Annotated in this window: 24 protein-coding genes and 1 tRNA gene; 9 read left to right on the top strand and 16 right to left on the bottom strand. The window is 65.2% G+C overall.

The window, feature by feature from the left end; all coding sequences use genetic code 11:
- The 7 genes from L6Q21_RS10285 to L6Q21_RS10255 all read left to right on the top strand — a co-directional run.
- On the top strand, positions 1–1207 hold a 1207-nt coding region (locus L6Q21_RS10285), incomplete at its 5' end, for an AAA family ATPase (RefSeq protein ID WP_237830653.1).
- Positions 1208–1417: 210 nt separating this feature from the next.
- Entirely contained in the window at positions 1418–1840 is a 423-nt protein-coding gene (locus tag L6Q21_RS10280) for a hypothetical protein (protein ID WP_237830652.1), read from the top strand.
- 164 nt (positions 1841–2004) lie between these two features.
- Entirely contained in the window at positions 2005–2715 is a 711-nt protein-coding gene (locus L6Q21_RS10275; protein ID WP_237830651.1) for a hypothetical protein, read from the top strand.
- A gap of 33 nt (positions 2716–2748) precedes the next feature.
- The gene (locus tag L6Q21_RS10270; protein WP_237830650.1) at positions 2749–3243 is read left to right on the top strand and encodes a hypothetical protein; all 495 of its coding nucleotides are present in this window, start codon (positions 2749–2751) and stop codon (positions 3241–3243) included.
- A gap of 71 nt (positions 3244–3314) precedes the next feature.
- On the top strand, positions 3315–3668 hold the full coding sequence (locus tag L6Q21_RS10265) for a hypothetical protein (protein ID WP_237830649.1): 354 nt from the start codon (positions 3315–3317) through the stop codon (positions 3666–3668).
- On the top strand, positions 3665–3973 hold the full coding sequence (locus tag L6Q21_RS10260; protein ID WP_237830648.1) for a hypothetical protein: 309 nt from the start codon (positions 3665–3667) through the stop codon (positions 3971–3973). The genes L6Q21_RS10265 and L6Q21_RS10260 overlap by 4 nt, the downstream gene beginning before the upstream one ends.
- A 3-nt stretch (positions 3974–3976) precedes the next feature.
- Positions 3977–4204: a hypothetical protein gene (locus L6Q21_RS10255; protein WP_237830647.1), complete on the top strand. Its 228-nt coding sequence runs from the start codon at positions 3977–3979 to the stop codon at positions 4202–4204.
- 210 nt (positions 4205–4414) lie between these two features.
- On the opposite strand, the gene L6Q21_RS10250 is transcribed toward L6Q21_RS10255, so the two are convergent.
- The 6 genes from L6Q21_RS10250 to hemC all read right to left on the bottom strand — a co-directional run bounded on the left by L6Q21_RS10250 (position 4415) and on the right by hemC (position 9205).
- Complete coding sequence (locus tag L6Q21_RS10250) at positions 4415–4774, bottom strand: hypothetical protein (protein WP_237830646.1); 360 nt, start codon at positions 4772–4774, stop codon at positions 4415–4417.
- A 196-nt stretch (positions 4775–4970) separates the two neighbouring features.
- Positions 4971–5062, bottom strand: a tRNA-Ser gene (locus L6Q21_RS10245).
- A 102-nt stretch (positions 5063–5164) separates the two neighbouring features.
- On the bottom strand, positions 5165–6466 hold the full coding sequence (locus tag L6Q21_RS10240) for a UDP-glucose dehydrogenase family protein (protein WP_237830645.1): 1302 nt from the start codon (positions 6464–6466) through the stop codon (positions 5165–5167).
- A gap of 90 nt (positions 6467–6556) precedes the next feature.
- A complete protein-coding gene (locus tag L6Q21_RS10235) occupies positions 6557–7522 on the bottom strand; it encodes a hypothetical protein (RefSeq protein WP_237830644.1) in 966 nt (321 codons plus the stop codon).
- Between the two features lie 52 nt (positions 7523–7574).
- Positions 7575–8279 carry a uroporphyrinogen-III synthase gene (locus tag L6Q21_RS10230; protein ID WP_237830643.1) on the bottom strand — a complete coding sequence of 235 codons (705 nt, stop codon included), beginning with the start codon at positions 8277–8279 and terminating at the stop codon, positions 7575–7577.
- Positions 8276–9205, bottom strand: coding sequence for a hydroxymethylbilane synthase (gene hemC, locus L6Q21_RS10225; RefSeq protein ID WP_237830642.1), 930 nt, complete (start codon positions 9203–9205; stop codon positions 8276–8278). Before hemC ends, L6Q21_RS10230 begins: the two co-directional genes overlap by 4 nt.
- A gap of 238 nt (positions 9206–9443) precedes the next feature.
- On the opposite strand from hemC, the gene L6Q21_RS10220 reads away from it, so the two are divergent.
- Complete coding sequence (locus L6Q21_RS10220) at positions 9444–9764, top strand: hypothetical protein (RefSeq protein WP_237830641.1); 321 nt, start codon at positions 9444–9446, stop codon at positions 9762–9764.
- Between the two features lie 258 nt (positions 9765–10022).
- On the opposite strand, the gene L6Q21_RS10215 is transcribed toward L6Q21_RS10220, so the two are convergent.
- From L6Q21_RS10215 to L6Q21_RS10170, 10 genes are all read right to left on the bottom strand, one after another.
- A complete protein-coding gene (locus L6Q21_RS10215) occupies positions 10023–11924 on the bottom strand; it encodes a potassium transporter Kup (protein ID WP_237830640.1) in 1902 nt (633 codons plus the stop codon).
- 99 nt (positions 11925–12023) lie between these two features.
- Positions 12024–12605: a tetratricopeptide repeat protein gene (locus L6Q21_RS10210; RefSeq protein WP_237830639.1), complete on the bottom strand. Its 582-nt coding sequence runs from the start codon at positions 12603–12605 to the stop codon at positions 12024–12026.
- Positions 12602–12988: a cytochrome c-type biogenesis protein gene (locus L6Q21_RS10205; protein WP_237830638.1), complete on the bottom strand. Its 387-nt coding sequence runs from the start codon at positions 12986–12988 to the stop codon at positions 12602–12604. The genes L6Q21_RS10210 and L6Q21_RS10205 overlap by 4 nt, the downstream gene beginning before the upstream one ends.
- Positions 12985–13512 (bottom strand): redoxin domain-containing protein, encoded by a 528-nt coding sequence (locus L6Q21_RS10200; protein WP_237830637.1) that lies wholly within the window; start codon positions 13510–13512, stop codon positions 12985–12987. Before L6Q21_RS10200 ends, L6Q21_RS10205 begins: the two co-directional genes overlap by 4 nt.
- Positions 13509–15446 carry a heme lyase CcmF/NrfE family subunit gene (locus L6Q21_RS10195; RefSeq protein WP_237830636.1) on the bottom strand — a complete coding sequence of 646 codons (1938 nt, stop codon included), beginning with the start codon at positions 15444–15446 and terminating at the stop codon, positions 13509–13511. The genes L6Q21_RS10200 and L6Q21_RS10195 overlap by 4 nt, the downstream gene beginning before the upstream one ends.
- Positions 15443–15910: a cytochrome c maturation protein CcmE gene (ccmE, locus tag L6Q21_RS10190; RefSeq protein WP_237830635.1), complete on the bottom strand. Its 468-nt coding sequence runs from the start codon at positions 15908–15910 to the stop codon at positions 15443–15445. Before ccmE ends, L6Q21_RS10195 begins: the two co-directional genes overlap by 4 nt.
- Positions 15910–16038 (bottom strand): heme exporter protein CcmD, encoded by a 129-nt coding sequence (ccmD, locus tag L6Q21_RS10185; protein WP_237830634.1) that lies wholly within the window; start codon positions 16036–16038, stop codon positions 15910–15912. Before ccmD ends, ccmE begins: the two co-directional genes overlap by 1 nt.
- 7 nt (positions 16039–16045) lie before the next feature.
- Positions 16046–16783, bottom strand: a complete 738-nt coding sequence (locus L6Q21_RS10180; RefSeq protein WP_237830633.1) for a heme ABC transporter permease — start codon at positions 16781–16783, stop codon at positions 16046–16048.
- A 61-nt stretch (positions 16784–16844) separates the two neighbouring features.
- Positions 16845–17486 carry a heme exporter protein CcmB gene (locus L6Q21_RS10175; protein WP_237830632.1) on the bottom strand — a complete coding sequence of 214 codons (642 nt, stop codon included), beginning with the start codon at positions 17484–17486 and terminating at the stop codon, positions 16845–16847.
- Positions 17483–17680: a DUF1192 domain-containing protein gene (locus L6Q21_RS10170; RefSeq protein WP_237830631.1), complete on the bottom strand. Its 198-nt coding sequence runs from the start codon at positions 17678–17680 to the stop codon at positions 17483–17485. Before L6Q21_RS10170 ends, L6Q21_RS10175 begins: the two co-directional genes overlap by 4 nt.
- Positions 17681–17775: 95 nt before the next feature.
- On the opposite strand from L6Q21_RS10170, the gene L6Q21_RS10165 reads away from it, so the two are divergent.
- A complete protein-coding gene (locus tag L6Q21_RS10165; RefSeq protein ID WP_237830630.1) occupies positions 17776–18804 on the top strand; it encodes an NAD(P)H-quinone oxidoreductase in 1029 nt (342 codons plus the stop codon).
- Positions 18805–18889: the final 85 nt, after the last annotated feature.

Below are 18889 nucleotides of genomic sequence, written 5' to 3'. Positions count from 1 at the left end.
CAAGGGCATAAGGACACCAAAGCTAACTTATCAGCGGCCTGAAAATGGGGAGCAGGTCACTGCCCAGCCTGATGCCGTTCCCAATGAAGCTCCAGCAGGACGAAAGCTTATAGGCCGTTCTCTCATGGGCGTTGCTATGCGAGCGATTGAATGGCTTTGGACCGGGTGGATTCCGAAAGGATACATCACCATCCTTGCGGGCGAGTCGGGGGCGGGAAAGTCCACCATACTTGCCGACATAGTCGCGAGAATTACGACAGGCGCCCCTTGGCCAGGCCCAAGGGGCATTCCGGGGGATTGGCGCCGACCCGAGCGCGTCCTTTGGCTCGGCAGTGAAGACAGTGTCGAGGAAATGACGGCTCCGAGGCTAACGGCCTGCGGCGCCAACTTGGCGAACGTAGTTGAAATTCAGGGCTCAATGCAGAACGGGAAGCGCAATACCTTCTCAATGCAGGACGACATTGAACAGGTTGCTGAATGGCTTGCCTACGCCCGGGATATTGAGAAGCAGCCCTTCGCCATGCTCGTCATCGACCCCGTCACCAGCTACCTTCCGGGGCAAAAGCTTCGCAAGGTGGACCTCAACGACGCTGGACAACTGCGCACGGTGCTCGAACCGTGGCTTGGGCTGGCGCAGAAGTTCAACATTGCAATCGTTTGCGTCACCCATTTCGGCAAAGACACTTCGAGGAACATGCTGCATCGGGTTTTAGGTTCAACGGCATTCGTTCAAACTTGCCGCAGCCTGTGTGCGGTTTTTGAACGACCGGCCACCGAAGACTATGAGCCAGACCCCAATGAGAAGGTTCTCATGCAGGTGAAGACGAATCTTCCCGAGCACCCGGGCGGCGCATGGAAATTCTGCACCGAGCGGGTTGAGGTGGGGACCGACCCCCGAAGTGGCCAGCCCATCTACGCCACGCGCCCGCAATGGGATGAACTGGACAAGGCGCTTACCCCCAGCACCTCGGTAGGCCGGTCCCGTGGACCAAAGAGCCATTACAATCCAGCATTCAGCATTCAGCTTACGGAGTTGTTCAAACGGCACCCGGACAACGAATGGCAGCCCGTCACTTACGTCCAAATGGCCATGGTGGGAGAAAAGGTCGTTTCGGAAAGCTGGTGGAACAAGCACAGCAAAGACTATTTGGACAAACAGAACTTTAACGGTGCGTGGATGTGCCGACTTAAGGCTAGCCCTGCATAACTGCATGTAAGGTGGGGAAAGTGGGGGGGGGGGGTATGCAAACTGGGGAAACTGGGGGCAGTGAACAAATACATTCACTTAGCCACCACTGCCCCCACCCTCCCCAGTTTCCCCACAGAGCAGGTATGCACGCTGCCCGCACCGTTTGCGCGCTTTCCCTCGGCCCGCCCTTCGGACATAACATGTAGCTCACCCAAGCGGAGGCGTCGGATGTTTGTGCAGGTTGGCAATAAGTGGATTGCGGTCGGAGACATTAAGTCCATTTCTTACCAGCAGAACGGAGACGGGATAATCCAAACGGCCGACGAACTATTCCCCGCCGTGCCGAGATACGTTGTCGATCGGCTTACCGACGAACACGTTGCTCACGTCATGCCCGCCAATCCCGGGACATATGTGGTGGGCGTGGACGAGGAAGCAAAATCGATGAGCGAGATTGTGCTTTGGCCGATTATTGGCTGGGCGGTCACATCAAGCGGCACCACTTACTCAATCGGTGTTGATGGTGTGGAATCTGGAAATGCTGATCGACTGATATTGCACCCCGATGGCCGAGTTCAGTCTGCTTCCACCGTTTATCCAGACATTAGGACTGCGGTGGAGATGGAACGAAAGATTATCCTGGCCGATTAGGTGCAAACAGCCCAAATCCCCGGCAGGCAAATATGCAGTTTGCCGTTCGAAGGCGCCTGAACTGACCTAAGCGATTGTTTATGCACAATAACTATTGCGGACCCACAAGCGAAACCGTTACCGTGTAAGGGCAATGTATCTTTCATCCGAAAGTATAGCCCGTCATGTCTGATAATATCGACCATCGCGTTTCCGGTTCACTTCATCCCGATATTGTGAACAATGTTGAGGGCTACGACGAAGAAACCTCTTCTATCCTTGCGGGGGTGAGAGCCGCCTTTGCCGAAGCCTATCGTCACTTCGGACAACTGCACGATGCCGCGCAGGCTGCGAAGGAAGACCCCACGCTGACGGAAGCGGCGCAGCTTCTGCAAACGGCGGACTTTGGTTCCAAGGTGATTGCCGTCGTCGCCCCGAAGTTCGACAGCGCGCGCAAGAACCTTGAAAGCGTCGTGGAGGGCATTGAACGCGAGTTCTCGGCACCGCTTGAGGGGCAGACGCACGGCGTCTTGTCGGGCGAGATACGGAGCTTCTGCAAGGGGCTGGATACCGGCGAGCGCATGGACTTCGTGCGGAAGGCTATCCTTGACGGTGACACGCGCAGTGCCTCGGCGGTGTTGGGCGCGCCCGCCTACCTCTCGGGACTGACGCCTGAGATGCAGCAGGTGCTCACGCGCATGTTCCACGCCCACCATCATCCATTGCAGGAGAAGCGGCTGAAGGTCGCCAAAGCCGGACTGGAACTGCTCGACCGTAATGCCGGACTGATCTTCAAGGAAGTGGAAAAGGCAGTCGGGCCGAACGCGCGCAAAATAGAACACATCAGGAATAAAAAAGCGGCGGCCTCCAAGGCAATGACCCTGCCCAAAGCCTGATCCGAACGTGATCTATCAATCGGAGGCACACCAATGACGGAAGTTCAACCACCCCCTTGGATGGAAGGCTGGGAGCCTGCGGCGAAGCCCGAGAAGCCGGTTCGGTCCGAGGGCAACCCGAACTGGTATCCGGGAATGCCCAGTCCAAACCCGGCCGGGCGCCCGCGCGGTATTACCGATCGAAAGGCGAAGCTCGTCCAGCGAATGCTCGACGACGCCGATTCCATCGTGGACGCCATTATCGGCAAGGCGCTTGAAGGCGATGCCGGGTGCGGGGCGCTCATTCTCAGCCGCATTCTGCCGACCGTTAAAGCGCAGTCGGAGAAGGTGCGGATCGAGGGTTTCGACACCTCCCAACCGGTCAGCGCACAGGTGGAAGCCGTGCTGATGTCGGTAGCCGAAGGCAATGTTTCAGCCGACGTGGCGAAGCAGATCGTCGATGGGATCAGCAGCCTGAGCAACATTCGCAACAGCGAGCAACTCGAAGCCAGGATTGCGGACCTCGAGAATCGGGTGAGCGCAAAATGAATTTTTTTGCACTTTGCTTGAAAAGGGGCCGGCTGCCCCAGCTCACCGCAAGATTGATGGGATAGGGGACGATGATCATCATCAAAACCAAACGGAACATCGTCTACACCGACGACCCGCAACCGGATGCCATATTCGTTCAGGTGGTGCTGCAAGGGCCGGTGGACGAGCACCGTTTCCGCTTCATTGAACTGCCGCATTGGCACATCGACCGGTATGCCGATGCAGTGGCGTGGGCAGCAGGCATTGCCGACATGATGGCAAAACCCCTTCGCGTGCAGACGTGGAACTACGACGACATCCGCAACAGCCCCCGCCGCTTCCTGCCCTACCTGAAGTTCCTTGTCGGACTGGCGGAGTCAAACGACGCGCAGGAGCGCGACGAAGCCCTGCGCCTGATGCGCGAATTGGGAGTGATGCCGTGAAAGCTGATATATCGAAGGACGAGCGCATTCGCATCGAGACGGAGCAGCAGACGGAGATTCGGGCCGCGCTCGTGGACCGCCACTTCGCGGTCATGCACGAACGGAAGCTGGACGCTGAACTGCGCTTTGCCCATGCCGTGGCAGTTGCGCCCACGCTGGCAGTGGCATGGGAGCGCACGCGCAAGGTTGAGCCGCTGGCGGACGATATGCCGTTCGCTGTCGACGTGCCCGAGCCTGTGGTGACCACAGCAGCGCCAGCAGCCGCCCAACCCGACAACCTGCGCCAACGGCTGGGACTTAGCTGACCGATGGCGTTGCGGGCGCTCCACAAGCGGCTGGCGAAGATGGAGAAGGCGCGGTTGCCCAAGCCTTCGCCGTTCGTGCTGCTCTATGGATCGTTCGACACATGGGTTGAGGAGCATGTGCTGCCCGACATTGAAGCCGGGAAACTGGACGCCACCGATATGGTGGCGGTCGTTGCTGCGCTGCGCAGTTGGGAGACGGACGGCACATGGGATCGGGCATATGCAAGCTGACGCTGTGCCTGCATGGCTGGTAGCATGGCGCGAGCGGGACCGTCAGCCGGAGCCATCAGGAAGTTCAGTTAGCACGGCGGTTGCATTTTGACGCCGTGCGGAGGGTTAAGGCCACCGACCCCTCCGCCAACAACATCGGAGCCAGCAGCGGGGGTCGCTACCTTCGGCCCTGACGCTGCCAACGCCCTGCACCCTAGGTGTGGGGCGTTGCTATGAGGGGTCAGCCAGAGCGTGTGAGTGCATGTGCTCACCTTGAGCTTCCCATGCGCCGAGGATCACACCTTCGAACATCACACGGCTCAACTCGTCCCTCCACGTCACGTAAAGCGTGCCCTTGTAGTCCCGCAGCTCGGTGATCGCCCCATTCCAGAGCTTCCGATACTTGTTGCTGAGACCGCGCACCGTAGCGTTGGCAAAGCCCCAAGTCTGGTTCAAGCGCTCCACGCGGGACTCTACTTCATTCACACCGACCATCTTAGGGGTCGTGGTCAACCAGCTATCCCTAGACTCGCCTGAGATTTGCTCGTCGTCGTTGAAACCCAATGTCTTGAGGTAATCGATGGTCTGCACTGGTGGCTCCTTGCTGCTGTTGCCGCAGTGTAGAGCGCCATGAGCGCTTTGTGGAGGACCGACAATCTAACCGGGACCAACCGCCGATTCACCCCGCAACTCTTACACCGCTCTTACACGAGCCATTTCAGCGAAATGTAAGACCCACCCGCTTTGCGCGAGGCCCCGTAGGTAAGTGCTTGTTTTTACAATGAAATGGCGGAGTCGGAGGGATTCGAACCCTCGGTACCGGTTACCCAGTACGGCAGTTTAGCAAACTGCTGGTTTCAGCCACTCACCCACGACTCCGAGCGCTGCGGCAGGAAGGCGGCTATAGTGGCCTCCCTTGCCGGTGGCAACAGGCAGACGGGCACAATCCCCTCCGCCTGTCGGCACCAGATGCCTTTCCCTTCAGCGGCCTACGCCAACATAGGTCAGCCCGTGCCGCTCCATTTCCTCCGGGCGGTAGATGTTGCGCATGTCCACCACCACCGGCACCTTCAGCAGCGATTTCACCCGGCCAAGATCCATCGCCCGGAAAGCGTCCCATTCGGTCACCAGGATCATGGCGTCGGCGCCTTCGATCGCGGCGTAAGGGTCCGCTTCATAATGCACGTTCTGCAGCACCAGCTTCGCCTGCTCCACCCCTTCCGGATCATAGGCGTGGATTTCGGCGCCCGCGTCCTGCAGCGTCTGGATGATGGCGATCGCCGGGCTGTCCCGCATGTCGTCGGTGTTGGGCTTGAAGGTCAGGCCCAGCACGCCCACGCGCTTTCCGCGCGCGTCGCCGCCCATCGTCGCGATCACCTTGCGGCCCATGGCGCGTTTGCGCTGCTCGTTCACATGCGCAACCGTTTCCACGATCCGAACCGGGGCGTCATAGTCCTGCGCCGTCTTGATGAGCGCCAGCGTGTCCTTCGGGAAGCAGCTTCCGCCATAGCCTGGGCCGGCGTTCAGGAACTTCGAGCCGATCCGGTTGTCCAGCCCGATGCCGCGGGCCACATCCTGCACATTGGCCCCGACCTTTTCGCAAAGATCGGCCATTTCGTTGATGAAGCTGATCTTCGTCGCCAGAAAGGCGTTGGCGGCATATTTGGTGAGCTCGGCCGTGCGCCGGCTCGTCACCATGATGGGCGCCTGATTCAGGTAGAGGGGCCGGTAAAGCTCCTCCAGCACCCGGCGGGACCTTTCATCCTCCACACCGATGACGATCCGGTCCGGGCGCTTGAAATCGCCGATGGCGGCGCCTTCGCGCAGGAATTCCGGGTTGGAGGCGACACCGAATTCGGCCTGCGGATTGGCTTCGCGGACCAGCCGCTCCACCTCGTCTCCGGTGCCGACCGGCACCGTCGACTTGGTGACGACAACCGCGAATTCCTTCAGATTGGCGGCGATTTCCTGCGCCGCCGCATAGACATAGCTGAGATCGGCATGGCCGTCGCCCCGGCGCGACGGCGTTCCCACGGCGATGAAGATCGCCTCCGCGTCTTTCATGCCTTCGGCGAGATCCGTGGTGAAGCTCAGCCGGCCGGCCTTCACATTGGAGGCGACGAGGTCATCCAGCCCCGGCTCGTAGATCGGCATGATATTGGCCTTCAGCCGCTCGATCTTGCCCGGATCCTTGTCGACGCAAACAACCTGATGCCCGAAATCCGCGAAGCAGGCGCCCGACACCAGACCCACATACCCCGACCCGATCATCGCAACGCGCATGGTGCAATCGTCCTGCCTGTTGATTCTGCGCTGCGGCATAGCCGCTGAAATGTGACGGCCGCAACCCGCACCGCGCGACCCGAGCCAAAGTCAGCTGCCAGCCGCCTCGGGCGCGTTGAGTGGTCGCGCCGTTTCAGCCGGCGCATCCGCCCGGGCCGTGGCGATCGCGGCCGAAAGCGCCTGCGAGTCCAGCCGGTCAAGCCCCGACTCGGCTGCCAGCAGCAGCTCCGCATCGCGAATCCACTGCCGTGTCTCCGCCGTTTGCCGGCCCGCCTGCATTTCGGAAATCGCCAGCCCCAGATCGCCTGCCCGCAGCGCTTCGGCCGCGGCCTGCACGACTTCGGCCTGGCCCGGCCGATCCTCTCCGGCCGGCCGTCGAACCGTCACCATCCGGGAGAAGCCCAGCTTCAGCCGCTCCCACCAGCCACCGGCCTGCTGCGCATCCGCTTCGCGGCCGACGCGCGCAAGCTCCGGCAGACGCTTTGCCAGCGTCTCGCGCGTTTGCGGCTCACGCGACCATGCCGCCAGGGTCTCGACGGCCCCGCCGTCCTTCTCACGGAAGCGGGCCGATACCATATCCTCGATCGGGTTCAGCGGCCGCCCCGCCTCCAGCATCCGGCGCATGACCGAAAGCAGGAACAGGTCGCGAATCCGCTCGTCGCCGGACGACAGTTCCTCGTTCATACGCTGGAGTTCCACCGCCAGCTGGTTCAGCCGATCCGTCGCTTCAAGGCCGGCCTGCTCGCGGGCCTGCGCTGCCGTTTCGAGCGCCGAGATTCGCGCGATGGCATCCGCGTCTTCATCGGCGCCACCCGAAGGCGCCGGTGAGGCGAGACGAAGCTCCATGTCCGCCAGCCGCGCCTCCAGCCCCCGCACGTCGGCGGAGGCCGCCGGCTGAATCGCTTCGGGAAGGTTGCGGCGCACTTTCGCTTCGAACCAGGGGCTGCCGATCATGCCGATCAGCAGGCTGGCCAGAATGCCTGCCGTCACCCAGGGCCAGATGTTCCGGCGGGCCGGTTCAGGCGGGCGGGCCGGGTGCTCCGGAGGAAGGTTCATTCGATCCGCTTCGTCCGAGGGGCCCGGATGCGAAAAGGGATTGGAACCGGGATCAGCCATGGGCCTTGCCTTGCCACAGCCGCCGGGCCGCCGCCAAGGCTTCCTCCAATGTCGGCCTTGCCGCAACTTCCACGGCCTGCCACCCCGGCCCGGCGGACTCGGCGACATTATGGCTCAGCGCCACCAGCGCCAGGCTTTCACGCCGGATATCGGCGCTTTCCACCAGTTCACGGAAGATACGGGCAGTGCGCGGCGAAAAGAGCAGCGTTGCCAGCATGTCTCCTTTCTGCAGTGCCTGCACTATCTCCGGAGGCAGCGGCAAGGCTTTAGCGCGGTAGACCGCCACTCCCAACAGCGAAAGTCCCTCGGGTATCTGCAGTTCGATGTGGTTCTCTCCCCGCGGGTGCAGAATGTCGCGGCAGCCTCGCCCCGCCATATGGCGCAGGATGGCGTTGCCGTCGCTTTCGCCCTGCCCTTCCACCGCGAATCCGGCCCGTGCCGCCGCCTGCGCGGTGCGCGGGCCGACACAATAGGCCGGCAGGGCCAGTGTTTCGGGCGCATGCCGCGCCAGTTCCTGCGGCGCGCGCGGGCTGGTGAACAATATGGCATCGGCCTTCCCGTCCGGCAGGCGAAAATCCAATCTTTCGATTGCCAGCAAAGGGGCGCAGACCGGATCGAAGCCGGCGGCCCGGGCCGATTCCGCCCCCCGCCCGGATTCATCGGCCGGCCTCGTCAGCAGCAGGCGCGGCTTCTTCAACGCGAAACCGGGGAAAGCGAAGCGCGGATGGCGGGCGTGGCGCGCGACAGCAGGTCTTGCGCCAATGCCAGCCCCAAATCGCGCGGGTCCCCTTCCGCAAACGCACTGGCCTCGACCCGCTCACGGCCGTCGGGGCTGAACAGTTGCGCGGTCAACCGTATCTTCGCGCCAGCCATGGCATGAACGGCGACCGCCGTGCTGCAGCTTCCCCCCAGCCCTTCCAGCACCGCGCGCTCCGCCAGCAGGCTCGTCAGGCTGGGGCCATGGGTGACCGCTTCGAACAGGTCCCGGGTCGCGCCATCGTCGGCCCGGCAAGTGATTCCGACAATGCCCTGGGATGCGGCGGGAAGCCATTGCTCCAGCGGCAGGGCCGTTCCAACCGCTTTCCCCAGGCGCTCGAGTCCCGCCGCCGCGAGGAAGGTGGCGGCCAGCTTTCCTTCGGCAATCTGCCGGAGTCGCGTGTCGACATTGCCGCGCAGGCTCGTCACCCGAAGATCGGGGCGGCGGTTCAGCAACTGCGCCGCACGGCGCGGGCTGGAGGTTCCCACCAGCGCCCCTTGCGCGATCTGCTCGAGGCTTTCCGCCCCCACCAGCCGGTCGCGGGGGTCCGCGCGTTCCAGCACCCCCGCCAAGGCTATTCCCGGGGGCAGCGCGGTTTCCACATCCTTCATCGAGTGCACGGCGAAATCGACTTCGCCGCTCAGAAGCGCACGGTCCAATTCCTTGGTCCAAAGCGCTTTTCCGCCGATCTCCGCCAATGGCCTATCCTGCACCCTGTCGCCGGTGGTTTCCACCGGCACGATCCGGATCCGATCGGGCGCGAAACCATGGCGCGCCTCAAGCGCCGCGCAGACGAGCCTTGACTGGGCGAGCGCCAGCGGAGAAGCCCTTGTACCAAGGCGCAACGGAAAATCGGGAAGGTGCATGCCCCCTTCTGCCCTCTTGCCTGGTCCGCGCCAAGGCCTGCGAAACGGTTCGCCGGTTGCAGTGCACCCATTGTCCACAAAAGGGCTTGAAATTGTTTCACGCCTATTGCAATGGCGCGGGGCTTCGGATCCTGCGGGGTGTCTCACAAACACATTGTCAGGATAGAGCTTGCAGCCGCAAGGTCTCACCCCAAGGCCTGCAATATTTGGGCAATCGTGCCCGACAATGGAGGTCTAAATGAACAAGATTCTGTCGCTCGCCGCTGTCGCGAGCCTCGCGCTGGTCGCCGCCTGTGGCCAGAAGCAGCCTGCCGACGCCACCGCCGATGCCGCGGCCGACACCGCCGCCGCCGCTGAAGCCACCGCCGACGCCGCTGCCCTGACCGCCGACGCCGCTGCCGACACCGCCGCTGCCGCCGTGGACGGCGCTGCCGTCGCCACGACCGACGCTGCCGCGACCGCCGTGGACGCCGCTGCCGCCGCGACCGCCGACGCTGCTGCGGCCACCGAAGCCGCTGCCGGCGCCGTTGCCGACAAGGCCGCCGAAATCGCCAAGTAAGCCTTTGCGCTGATTGGAATTCGGCAAAGGGGGCCGCAGTCGAAAGACTGCGGCCTCTTTTCTTGCGCCTATTCCCTTGCGAAGGCCTTCCCCGCGGCGGCAGGGCCTGGCCTTTGCCTTGGGGGGGGCTCATATTCCCTTCGTCACCCCGGGCTTGACCCGGGGTCCAGCTTTCCCGCCAGCGTGGGAAAGAAGCGGGATCCCGTGTCAAGCCCGGGATAACGGAAAACAGATCAATTACTTGTTCGAGTTCTCAACCTAGATCTCGACCTGCGATCCCAGTTCGACCACGCGGTTGGTCGGCAGCTTGAAGAATTCCATCGCGCTTTCCGCGTTGCGGAGCATCCAGGCGAACAGCTTTTCCCGCCAGATGGCCATGCCCGGGCGCTCGGAAGGCAGCAGCGTCTGCCGCGCCAGGAAGAAGCTGGTGTCCATCATGCGGATCTGCGGCCCGCAATTCTCCACCAGCTTCAGCGCCGCGGGCACGTCCGGCTGCTGCATGAAGCCATAGCGCAGCAGCATGCGATAGAAATTCCCGCCGAGATCGACGACCTCGATCCTGTCCTCCAGATCGACGAAGGGCACCTCGTCGATCAGCACGGTCAGGATCAGGATACGGTCGTGCAGCACCTTGTTGTGCTTCAGATTGTGCAGAAGCGCGTGCGGCACGCCCTGCGGGGTGGAGGTCATGAAGACCGCCGTGCCTGGCACCCTGGTCGCGGCGCGGGTGGCCGACTTGATGAAGATCTCCATCGGCATCGCCGATTCCGTCAGCCGCTGGTTCATCAGCCAGCGGCCGCGCGCCCAGGTCGTCAGCATGGTGAAGGCGACGAGGCCGACGAGCAGCGGAAACCAGCCGCCGTCGGGGATCTTGGTGAGATTGGCGATGAAATAGGCCCCGTCGATGACGAGATATGCGCCGATGGCCGCCGCCGTCAGCCAGCGGTTCCATTTCCAGACATGCATGGCGAGGACAGCCATCATGCAGGTGGTGATGAGCATCGTCGCCGTGACCGAAATCCCATAGGCGCCCGCGAGGTTGGACGAGGTTTCGAAGCCCAGCACCAGCAGGATCACCAGCACCAGCAAGGTCCAGTTGATGAAGGGGATGTAGATCTGCCCTTCCGTGCGCGCCGAGGTGTGCAGGATCCTGAGGCGCGGCAGATAGCCCAGTTGCACCGCCTGCCGGGTGATGGAGAAGGCCCCCGAAATCACCGCCTGCGAAGCGATCACCGTGGCGCAGGTCGCCAATATGACCAGCGGCAGACGCAATTCGTCCGGCGCCAGCAGGAAGAAGGGGTTGCGGATGGCCGACGGGTCGGCGATCAGCAGCGCGCCCTGCCCCAGATAGTTCAGCATCAAGGCCGGCATCACCACCCACAGCCAGCCGAGCCGGATGGGGTTGCGCCCGAAATGCCCCATGTCGGCGTAAAGCGCCTCCGCCCCGGTCACCGCAAGGACGACGGAGGAAAGCGCCAGGAAAGCCAGCACGCCGTCCGCGCGGAAGAAGTTGATGGCGTGATGCGGCGAAAGCGCGTGCAGGATCTGCGGGTTGTCGGCGACGCTCAGCGCCCCGAGCACCGCCAGCGTCAGGAAATAAAGCAGCGTGATCGGTCCGAACAAGGCCCCTACCCGGGCGGTTCCATAAGCCTGGATCAGGAACAGCCCGACGATGATTCCGATCGCCAGCGGAATCACCAGCGGCTGCATCCTGGCCTCCACGATCGTCAGCCCCTCCACCGCGGACAGGACCGAGATCGCCGGGGTGATGATGCTCTCTCCGAAGAAGAGCGAGGTGGCGAGGATGCCCAGCCCCACCACCCAGGGCGCCCAGCGCCGGCCATGGCCGTGGCGCATCAGCAGCGCCTGAAGGGCGATGGTGCCCCCCTCTCCCCTGTTGTCGGCCCGCAGCACGAAGCCCACATATTTCAGCGTCACCACCAGCATCATCGTCCAGAAGACGAGGCTGATGATCCCGAACACATGCGGGGCATCGACTGGAAGCGGATGGTGGCCGGCGAAGGTTTCGCGCAGCGCATAGAGTGGCGAGGTGCCGATGTCGCCGAAGACGACTCCCAACGCGCCAAGCATCAGCTTGCCTAGGCTGTCTTCTCCGTGGCCATGGCCATGGCTTTCCGCCTGGTCGGCTGTGTTGCTCATCGGCGAGCTGTCATAGGTTCTGGCTCCACGCGCCCCCTGAAAGGCGCCTGATCTGGCGGGCCGCTAGCAGGCTTTGGGAAGGCCTGCAATCCGGCGCCGTCAGCCCGCTGGCGTGGTCCCCATTTCCATCATCGCCTTCATCTTTTCCCCGGCGGCGATCTTCTCGTCCAGCATGGAAAGCCAGGGGGCATCCTCGGTGCTGCGCTCCCTGAGCGCTTGCCAGGTGGCAAGCGCCTCATCCACTTCACCCGCCTGCAACCAGGCAAGGCCCAGGAAATAGCTCGGCGCCGGATGGTCGGGCGAAAGCCGGCTGGCGCGATCGAACGCCAGCCTTGCGGCCGGCACCACTTCGCCATTGGCATGGGCGACTAGCGCGATTCCCATCTGCACCCAGAGATCGGCGTTGCCGGGAATCGCCTCCAGCGCCGATTGCAGCGCCGCCACCGCCGTTTCGGTGCGCCCCGCGCGGATGAGCGCATCGGAAAGCGTCAGCCAGGCGCGCACGTCGCCGAAATTCTCCAGCAGTTCCCTGGACGCCTGCTCGGCCTCCGGCGTCAGGCGCGGATTCACCACCCGCTCGGGCGCGGGGGCAGAGGGGATGGCCGGGCTTCCCGTCAGCGCATAGCCGGCGACGCCCACGCCCAGCGCCAGCGAGATGGCCAGGAGCGGCTGCCGGTTCATCGGCGAATCCTCCGCCAGACGAGCGCCACTCCAACGCCCAGGAACAGGAGGGGGGCCAGCCAGAGCAGCGCCGTATCCTGCCGGGCGGGCGGAACGAAGCTCACCCAGTCGCCATAGCGCTCCACGAAGAAATCCCGCACATCCCCGGGCTGTTCGCCGGCCGCGATCCGCTCGCGCACTTCCGCCCGCATGGCCTGCGCCTGCCCGGCGTTGGAATCGGCGATCGACTGGTTCTGGCAGGTGAGGCAGCGCAATTCCGCCATCACCCCGCGCGCCTTCGCCTCCAGCCCCGGATCGGCAAGCGGCACGTCTGGCGGCGGCGGCGGTTCGGCAGCCGCCGGGCCGCCCAGCAGCAGCAAAAAGGCGATGGCAGCCGCCCTCACCTGGCCTTCTCCAGCTCGGCCAGCAATTCCGGCACATGCTCGGGGCGGATTTCGCCCAGATGCTGGTGGCGGATGATGCCCTCGCCATCCACGACATAGGTTTCCGGCACGCCCGAAGCCCCGAAGGCGATCAGCATCCGCCCGCCATCGTCATTGCCGATCCGCTGGAACGGATTGCCATGGCGGGCGAGGAAAGCCGCGACCTTCTCCGGCGTGTCGCGCACGGCGATGCCGTGGAGGGTGGCGCCCTTGTCCTTCAGGGCCTGCAATTGCGGCGCCTCGACCGCGCAGGGCAGGCACCAGCTTGCGAAGATATTGACCAGAACCGGCTTGCCCGAAGCCAGGTCCGACGCCGCGAGCCCCGGCGCGCCCGCCACACCCTCCAGCGCGAAATCCGCAACCGGCTTTCCCACCATATGGCTGCGCACCACCGCTTCCTGCGGCTTGCCCAGATTGCCGGCCATGAAGATCAGCAGCCCAGCGAACAGCAGCAGCGGCAACAGCAGGATCAGGCGACGGTTCATGCGGCCCCCTGCGCCGGCCGCGCGAGTTGCCGCCGCCATTTGTGCGGCGCGAAGGCGCGCAGCTTGCCGCCCAGCGCCAGCAGACCGCCAAAGGCCATCAGCAGCCCGCCCCACCAGATCAGCCGCACCATCGGCTTCACCCACAGATGCACCTGCCAGCGCCCGCTGCCGTCCGGCTTGCCGAGCACCGCGTAAAGCTCCCCCGTGCGCCAGCCGGCGCGGCCGGATTCGGTCGTTTCCTGCGCCGGCGCCACGAACATGCGCGACTGCGGCTTCAGAACCGCCCCCCGGTGGCCTTCGCGCTTCACTTCCAGTTGCGCCTCGATCGCCGTCCAGTTCGGGCCGGCGACCGGGCGCACGTCCAGCAGTTCGGCGCGCCACGGCCCCAGTTCCACCGCATCGCCGACCCTCAGCGCCACCAGCGCCTCGCGCTGCAGCGCGCCGGAAGCCGTCGCCCCCAAAATGGAAATGGCGACGCCCAGATGCGCCAGCGCCATTCCGGCAATGGCCAGCGTCACCCCCTTGCGCAACAGCATCGAAAGGCTGGCGGCCCCAAGCCAGGCCGCCGCACCAAAGCCCAGCAGCCAGCCCACGCCGCGCACGCCGAAGGGCCACGCGGCCACCAGCACGAACACTGCCGCCGCCGCCCCGGCCGGCAGCAGCCTTGCCGCCAGATGCCCGGTGCCGCTGCGCTTCCAGCCGAGGAAGGGCCCCACCGCCATCAGCGCCGTCATCGCCAGCAGCAAGGGCAAGGTGGTGCGGTTGAAATAGGGCGGGCCGACGGATATCTGCGTGCCGGTCGCCGCTTCCAGCGCCATGGGATAGAGTGTGCCCAGGAACACAACGCCCAATATGGCGGAAATCAGCAGATTGTTGGCGACCAGCACCGATTCCCGGCTGACCAGATGGAACTGCCGCCCTTCGGCCACGCGCCCGGCCGCCAGCGCGTAGATGGTGAGCGCTCCACCGATGTAGAGCGCCATCAGCACCACCAGGAACAGCCCGCGCGCCGGATCGACCGCGAAGGCATGCACCGAAGTCAGCAGCCCGGAACGGACGATGAAGGTGCCCATCATCGAGAGCGAGAAAGCCGCGACCGCCAGCAGCAGAGTCCATGCGCGCAGCGCATCGCGCTTCATCACCACCACCAGCGAATGCAGCAGCGCCGTGGCGGCGAGCCAGGGCATCAGCGCCGCATTCTCGACCGGATCCCAGAACCACCAGCCGCCCCAGCCCAGTTCATAATAGGCCCAGTAGCTGCCGAGGGCGATTCCAAGCGTCAGCAGCGCCCAGGCGCCTAGCACCCACGGCCGCGTGGCCCGCGCCCAGGCCGGGCCGACGCGGTTTTCCAGCATCCCGCCGACGGCGAAGGCGAAGGCGACCGACAGGCCGACATAGCCGGCGTAGAGCAGAGGCGGATGGAAGGCGAGGCCCGGATCCTGCAGCAGCGGGTTCAGCCCCTGCCCTTCCGTGGGCGCCGGCGACAGACGTTCGAACGGGTTGGAGGCCAACAGCAGGAAGGCGAAGAAGCCCAGCGCCACCAGCCCCTGCACCGACAGCACCCGGTCCCGGAAGCGGCTGCCGAGGGTGGCGGGCGTGAAGGCGATGGCCAGCCCGGCCAGCGCCATCACCAGCACCCACAACAGCAGCGAGCCTTCATGATTCGCCCAGACGCCGGTGAAGCGATACATGTCCGGCTTCATGCTGTGGCTGTTGGCGGCCACCAGCTTCACCGAGAAATCCGAAACCACGAACGCCCAAGTGAGCGCCGCAAACGCCAGCGCCGTGAACAGCCCCTGCGCGACGGCGGCCGGAACCGCGAGCCGCTGAAGCCCCGCATCGTTCCGCCACAGGCCGACCGTCGGCGCCACGGCCTGCAGCAAGGCGGCGGCCGCCGCCAGCCACAGCGCGAAATGGCCGATCTCCGGGATCATCCGCCCTTCGCCGCCGTCTTGTCCATGGGGTGCCCGGTGCCTTCCAGCGCCTTGGCGACTTCGGGCGGCATGTAATTCTCGTCATGCTTGGCGAGAAGCTGCTCGGCCTCGAAATGCCCGCTCGCATCGAGCCTGCCGGTGGCGATCACCCCCTGCCCTTCCCGGAACAGGTCGGGCACCAGTCCGCGATAGGAGGCGGACGTTTCCGCTTTCATGTCGGTCACGGTGAAGAGCAGCGTCAGCCCGTCGTCCGAGCGGCCGACGGAACCGGGCTTCACCAGCCCGCCCAGCCGGAACGTCTCGCCCGGGGCTGGCGGATTCGCTTCTATGTCGGCGGGCGCGCGGAAATAGGCGGCCGTGTCCTCCAGCGCGAACATGGCGATGACGCCGGCGGCCGCCAGCACGGCCAGAGCCACCAGCGCCAGCACAAGTCGCTGCTGCTTCCTCGGGCGGGCGACGGCCATCAGCGTTCCTTGTCCAGCGCTCGCTCCGCGCGCCGCATCCGCCGCCACGACCAGCCGAGCAGGCCCAATATGCCGATAAGCGTGATCGCATAGGCCGCGACCAGAAAGGGGGTGTGCGCCATGCTCATCCCGCCATCATCCCGCCCGGGCTGCCCGGCGCAGCGCGCGCGCTTCCAGCCGCTGCTCGGCGATCAGCGCCCGCATGCGGATCAGCACGATCCCCGCGAACAGCAGCAGGAAACCCATGGCCGACAGCAGGAGCGGCGTCAGCATCTCCGGGTGGATCGAGCTGCCGGAAATGCGGATCGAGGCCGGCTGGTGCAGCGTGTTCCACCATTCCACGCTGAACTTGATGATCGGCAGGTTGATGGTGCCGACGATGGCGAGATATCCCGCCATCTTCAGGCCCTTCGCCTTGTCCTCGTGCAGATGGATGAGGGCGATCACCCCCAGATAGAGTAGAAACAGCACCAGCATGGAGGTCAGCCGCCCGTCCCACACCCACCAGGTGCCCCAGGTCGGCCGCCCCCAGATGGAGCCGGTGACGAGGCAGAGGAAGGCGAACAGGGCGCCGACCGGCGCGATCGCCCGGACGGAAAGATCGGCCAGCGGATGCCGCCAGACGCGCGCCGCCAGCGCCGAAAGCGCCATGCCCAGATAGCCGCCCAGCGCGAACCAGGCCGACGGCACATGGATGTAAAGGATGCGGACCACTTCGCCCTGCAGATAGTCGGGCGGCGCCACGAAAAGACCGATGAACAGGCCCACAGCCAGGAATCCCAGGCCCGCGAGCACGAGCCAGGGCGTTGCGATCGTCGCAAATCGCTGGAAGCGGAGCGGATTCGCCAGCGCGTGGAAGTCGGTTGCAGCCATGGTTGCGCCAGCCCCTAGCACGGCTTTTCCGGCTTCAACAATGTTCGGGTCGTCGCACCTTTCAGCTTCGCGACGCCCGGAGCGCCGCGCCGGCCGCGAATGGAGCGATGGCCGCCAGCACCAGCGCCGCCGCGATCGCCAGTCCAAGCGCACCGGCTTCCATCGGCCGGCTTCCGAACAAAAGCAGCGGAATGGCAAGCGGAATGGTGAGAAGCGCCACCAGCCCGCCGCCGCCGCGCGCGCCCAGAGTGACGGAAGCCGCCACCACCGCCAGCGCCGACAGGCCGAGCGCGCCGGCCGCGAGACCGGGGAGCAGGCGGAGAAGAACGTCGCTCTCCATCCCCAGCAACAGCGCCGCCAGCGGCGCGGCGAGCAGGAGCGGCGCGCCGAATCCCAGCCACAGCGCCAGCATCCGCGCCAGGGCCAATGTCTCGGCCGCGACGCCGCGCACCAGCAGCTGGTCCAGCGTTCCATCCGCCGAATCGCGGGCGAACAGGGTGGAAACCGGCATCAGGCTGGCCAGCAGCGCCCCGACCCAGAGGATGCCCGGCGCCAGCCGCGCCAACAGCCGTGGTTCCGGGCCGATGGCGAACGGCAGCAGCATCGCCACCAGCAGGAAGAAGGCCAGCGGCATCAGCCATTCCCCCGGGCTTGCCGCCATCGCCGAAAGGTCGCGCCCCACCAGACGCCGAAGCAGGCTCACTTGCGGAACAGGCTGTCCGCTGCGGAGCGGAAGGCCGTGGCCGACTGGCGCTTCGCCTCCGTGCGCTCGATCTCGGCCTTCAGCAGGGCGATGCGCTCCGCCAGTTCGTCGACGCTCAGCGGGTCCAGATCCTCACGCAGCAGCTGCGCCAGCGGGCTTTGCGGCCGTTTCGACAGAAACTCGTCCGGGTCCATATCCGCCTCCTTGCCTTGCCGGTGCCGGCGTCAAATTCGCCACTTCACAATTGCGCGTCTTGCACTTTCGCGGCGGTCGCAGCAACGGTTGCGCCATGACGATTCCCTCGCACATGCGCGCCATAGACCCCGCCCAGCCCGGCGGCCCCGACGTTCTCGTCGTTTCCGAACGCCCGGTGCCCGAACCCGGCGCAGGCGAAGTGCTGATCCGGGTGCATGCCGCCGGAGTCAACCGGCCGGACGTGCTGCAGCGCATGGGCCGCTATCCGATCCCCGAAGGCGCTTCCACCATCCTCGGGCTGGAAGCCGCCGGCGAAGTGGTGGCGCTGGGCGAAGGCGTGGAGGGCTTCGCGATAGGCGATCCGGTGACGGCGCTGGTCGCCGGCGGCGCCTATGCCGACTATGTGGCCGCGCCCACGGGGCAATGCCTGCCCGTTCCGCCTGGCATGCGATTCGCCGAAGCCGCGACCCTGCCGGAGACATGGTTCACCGTCTGGGCCAACCTGACGGACCTCGCGCAGGCGCAGGAAGGGGAATGGCTGCTGGTGCACGGCGGCACTTCGGGAATCGGCACCACCGCCATCGACTATGCGCGGGTGCGCGGGCTGAAGATCATCGTCACCAGCGGCACGGACGCCAAATGCAGGGCGGCGCTCGACCTCGGCGCCGATCATGCGATCAACTACAATGATGGCGACTTCGCCCCCATCGTCCGCGACCTGACCGACGGGCGCGGGGTGGACATCGTCCTCGACATGGTCGGCGGGGAGTATTTCCCGCGCAACCTCGCCTCCCTTCGCGACGGCGGGCGGCATGTCTCGATCGCTTTCCTGAAGGGCAACCGGCTGGAGCTGGATGTCGCCTTCCTGATGCGCAAGCGCCTGCACGTCACCGGCTCGCTGCTGCGGCCGCGCGATGTCGCCGAGAAGAGCGCCATCGCCGAAGCGCTGAAGCGGGAGATCTGGCCGCTGTTCGCCGACGGGACGCTGAAATCCCATTTGTTCAGGGAATTCCCGCTGGAGCAGGCGGACGACGCGCACCGTCTGATGGAATCGGGCGGCCATGTCGGCAAGATCGCCCTCACGCTCACGGCCGCGAATCCGCTGACGCCGGCGACAGCCTGACGCAAGGCGAGCCTGGGGCCCAAGACCGAAGTCGGGTTCCGCGCCGGCGAAGCGGACAGCCGGCCCCCCAGCTTTGCGAGGTGCC

Source organism: Sandaracinobacteroides sayramensis, from assembly GCF_022014495.1.
GTDB lineage: Bacteria > Pseudomonadota > Alphaproteobacteria > Sphingomonadales > Sphingomonadaceae > Sandaracinobacteroides > Sandaracinobacteroides sayramense.
This window is presented reverse-complemented; position numbering and strand designations above follow the sequence as displayed.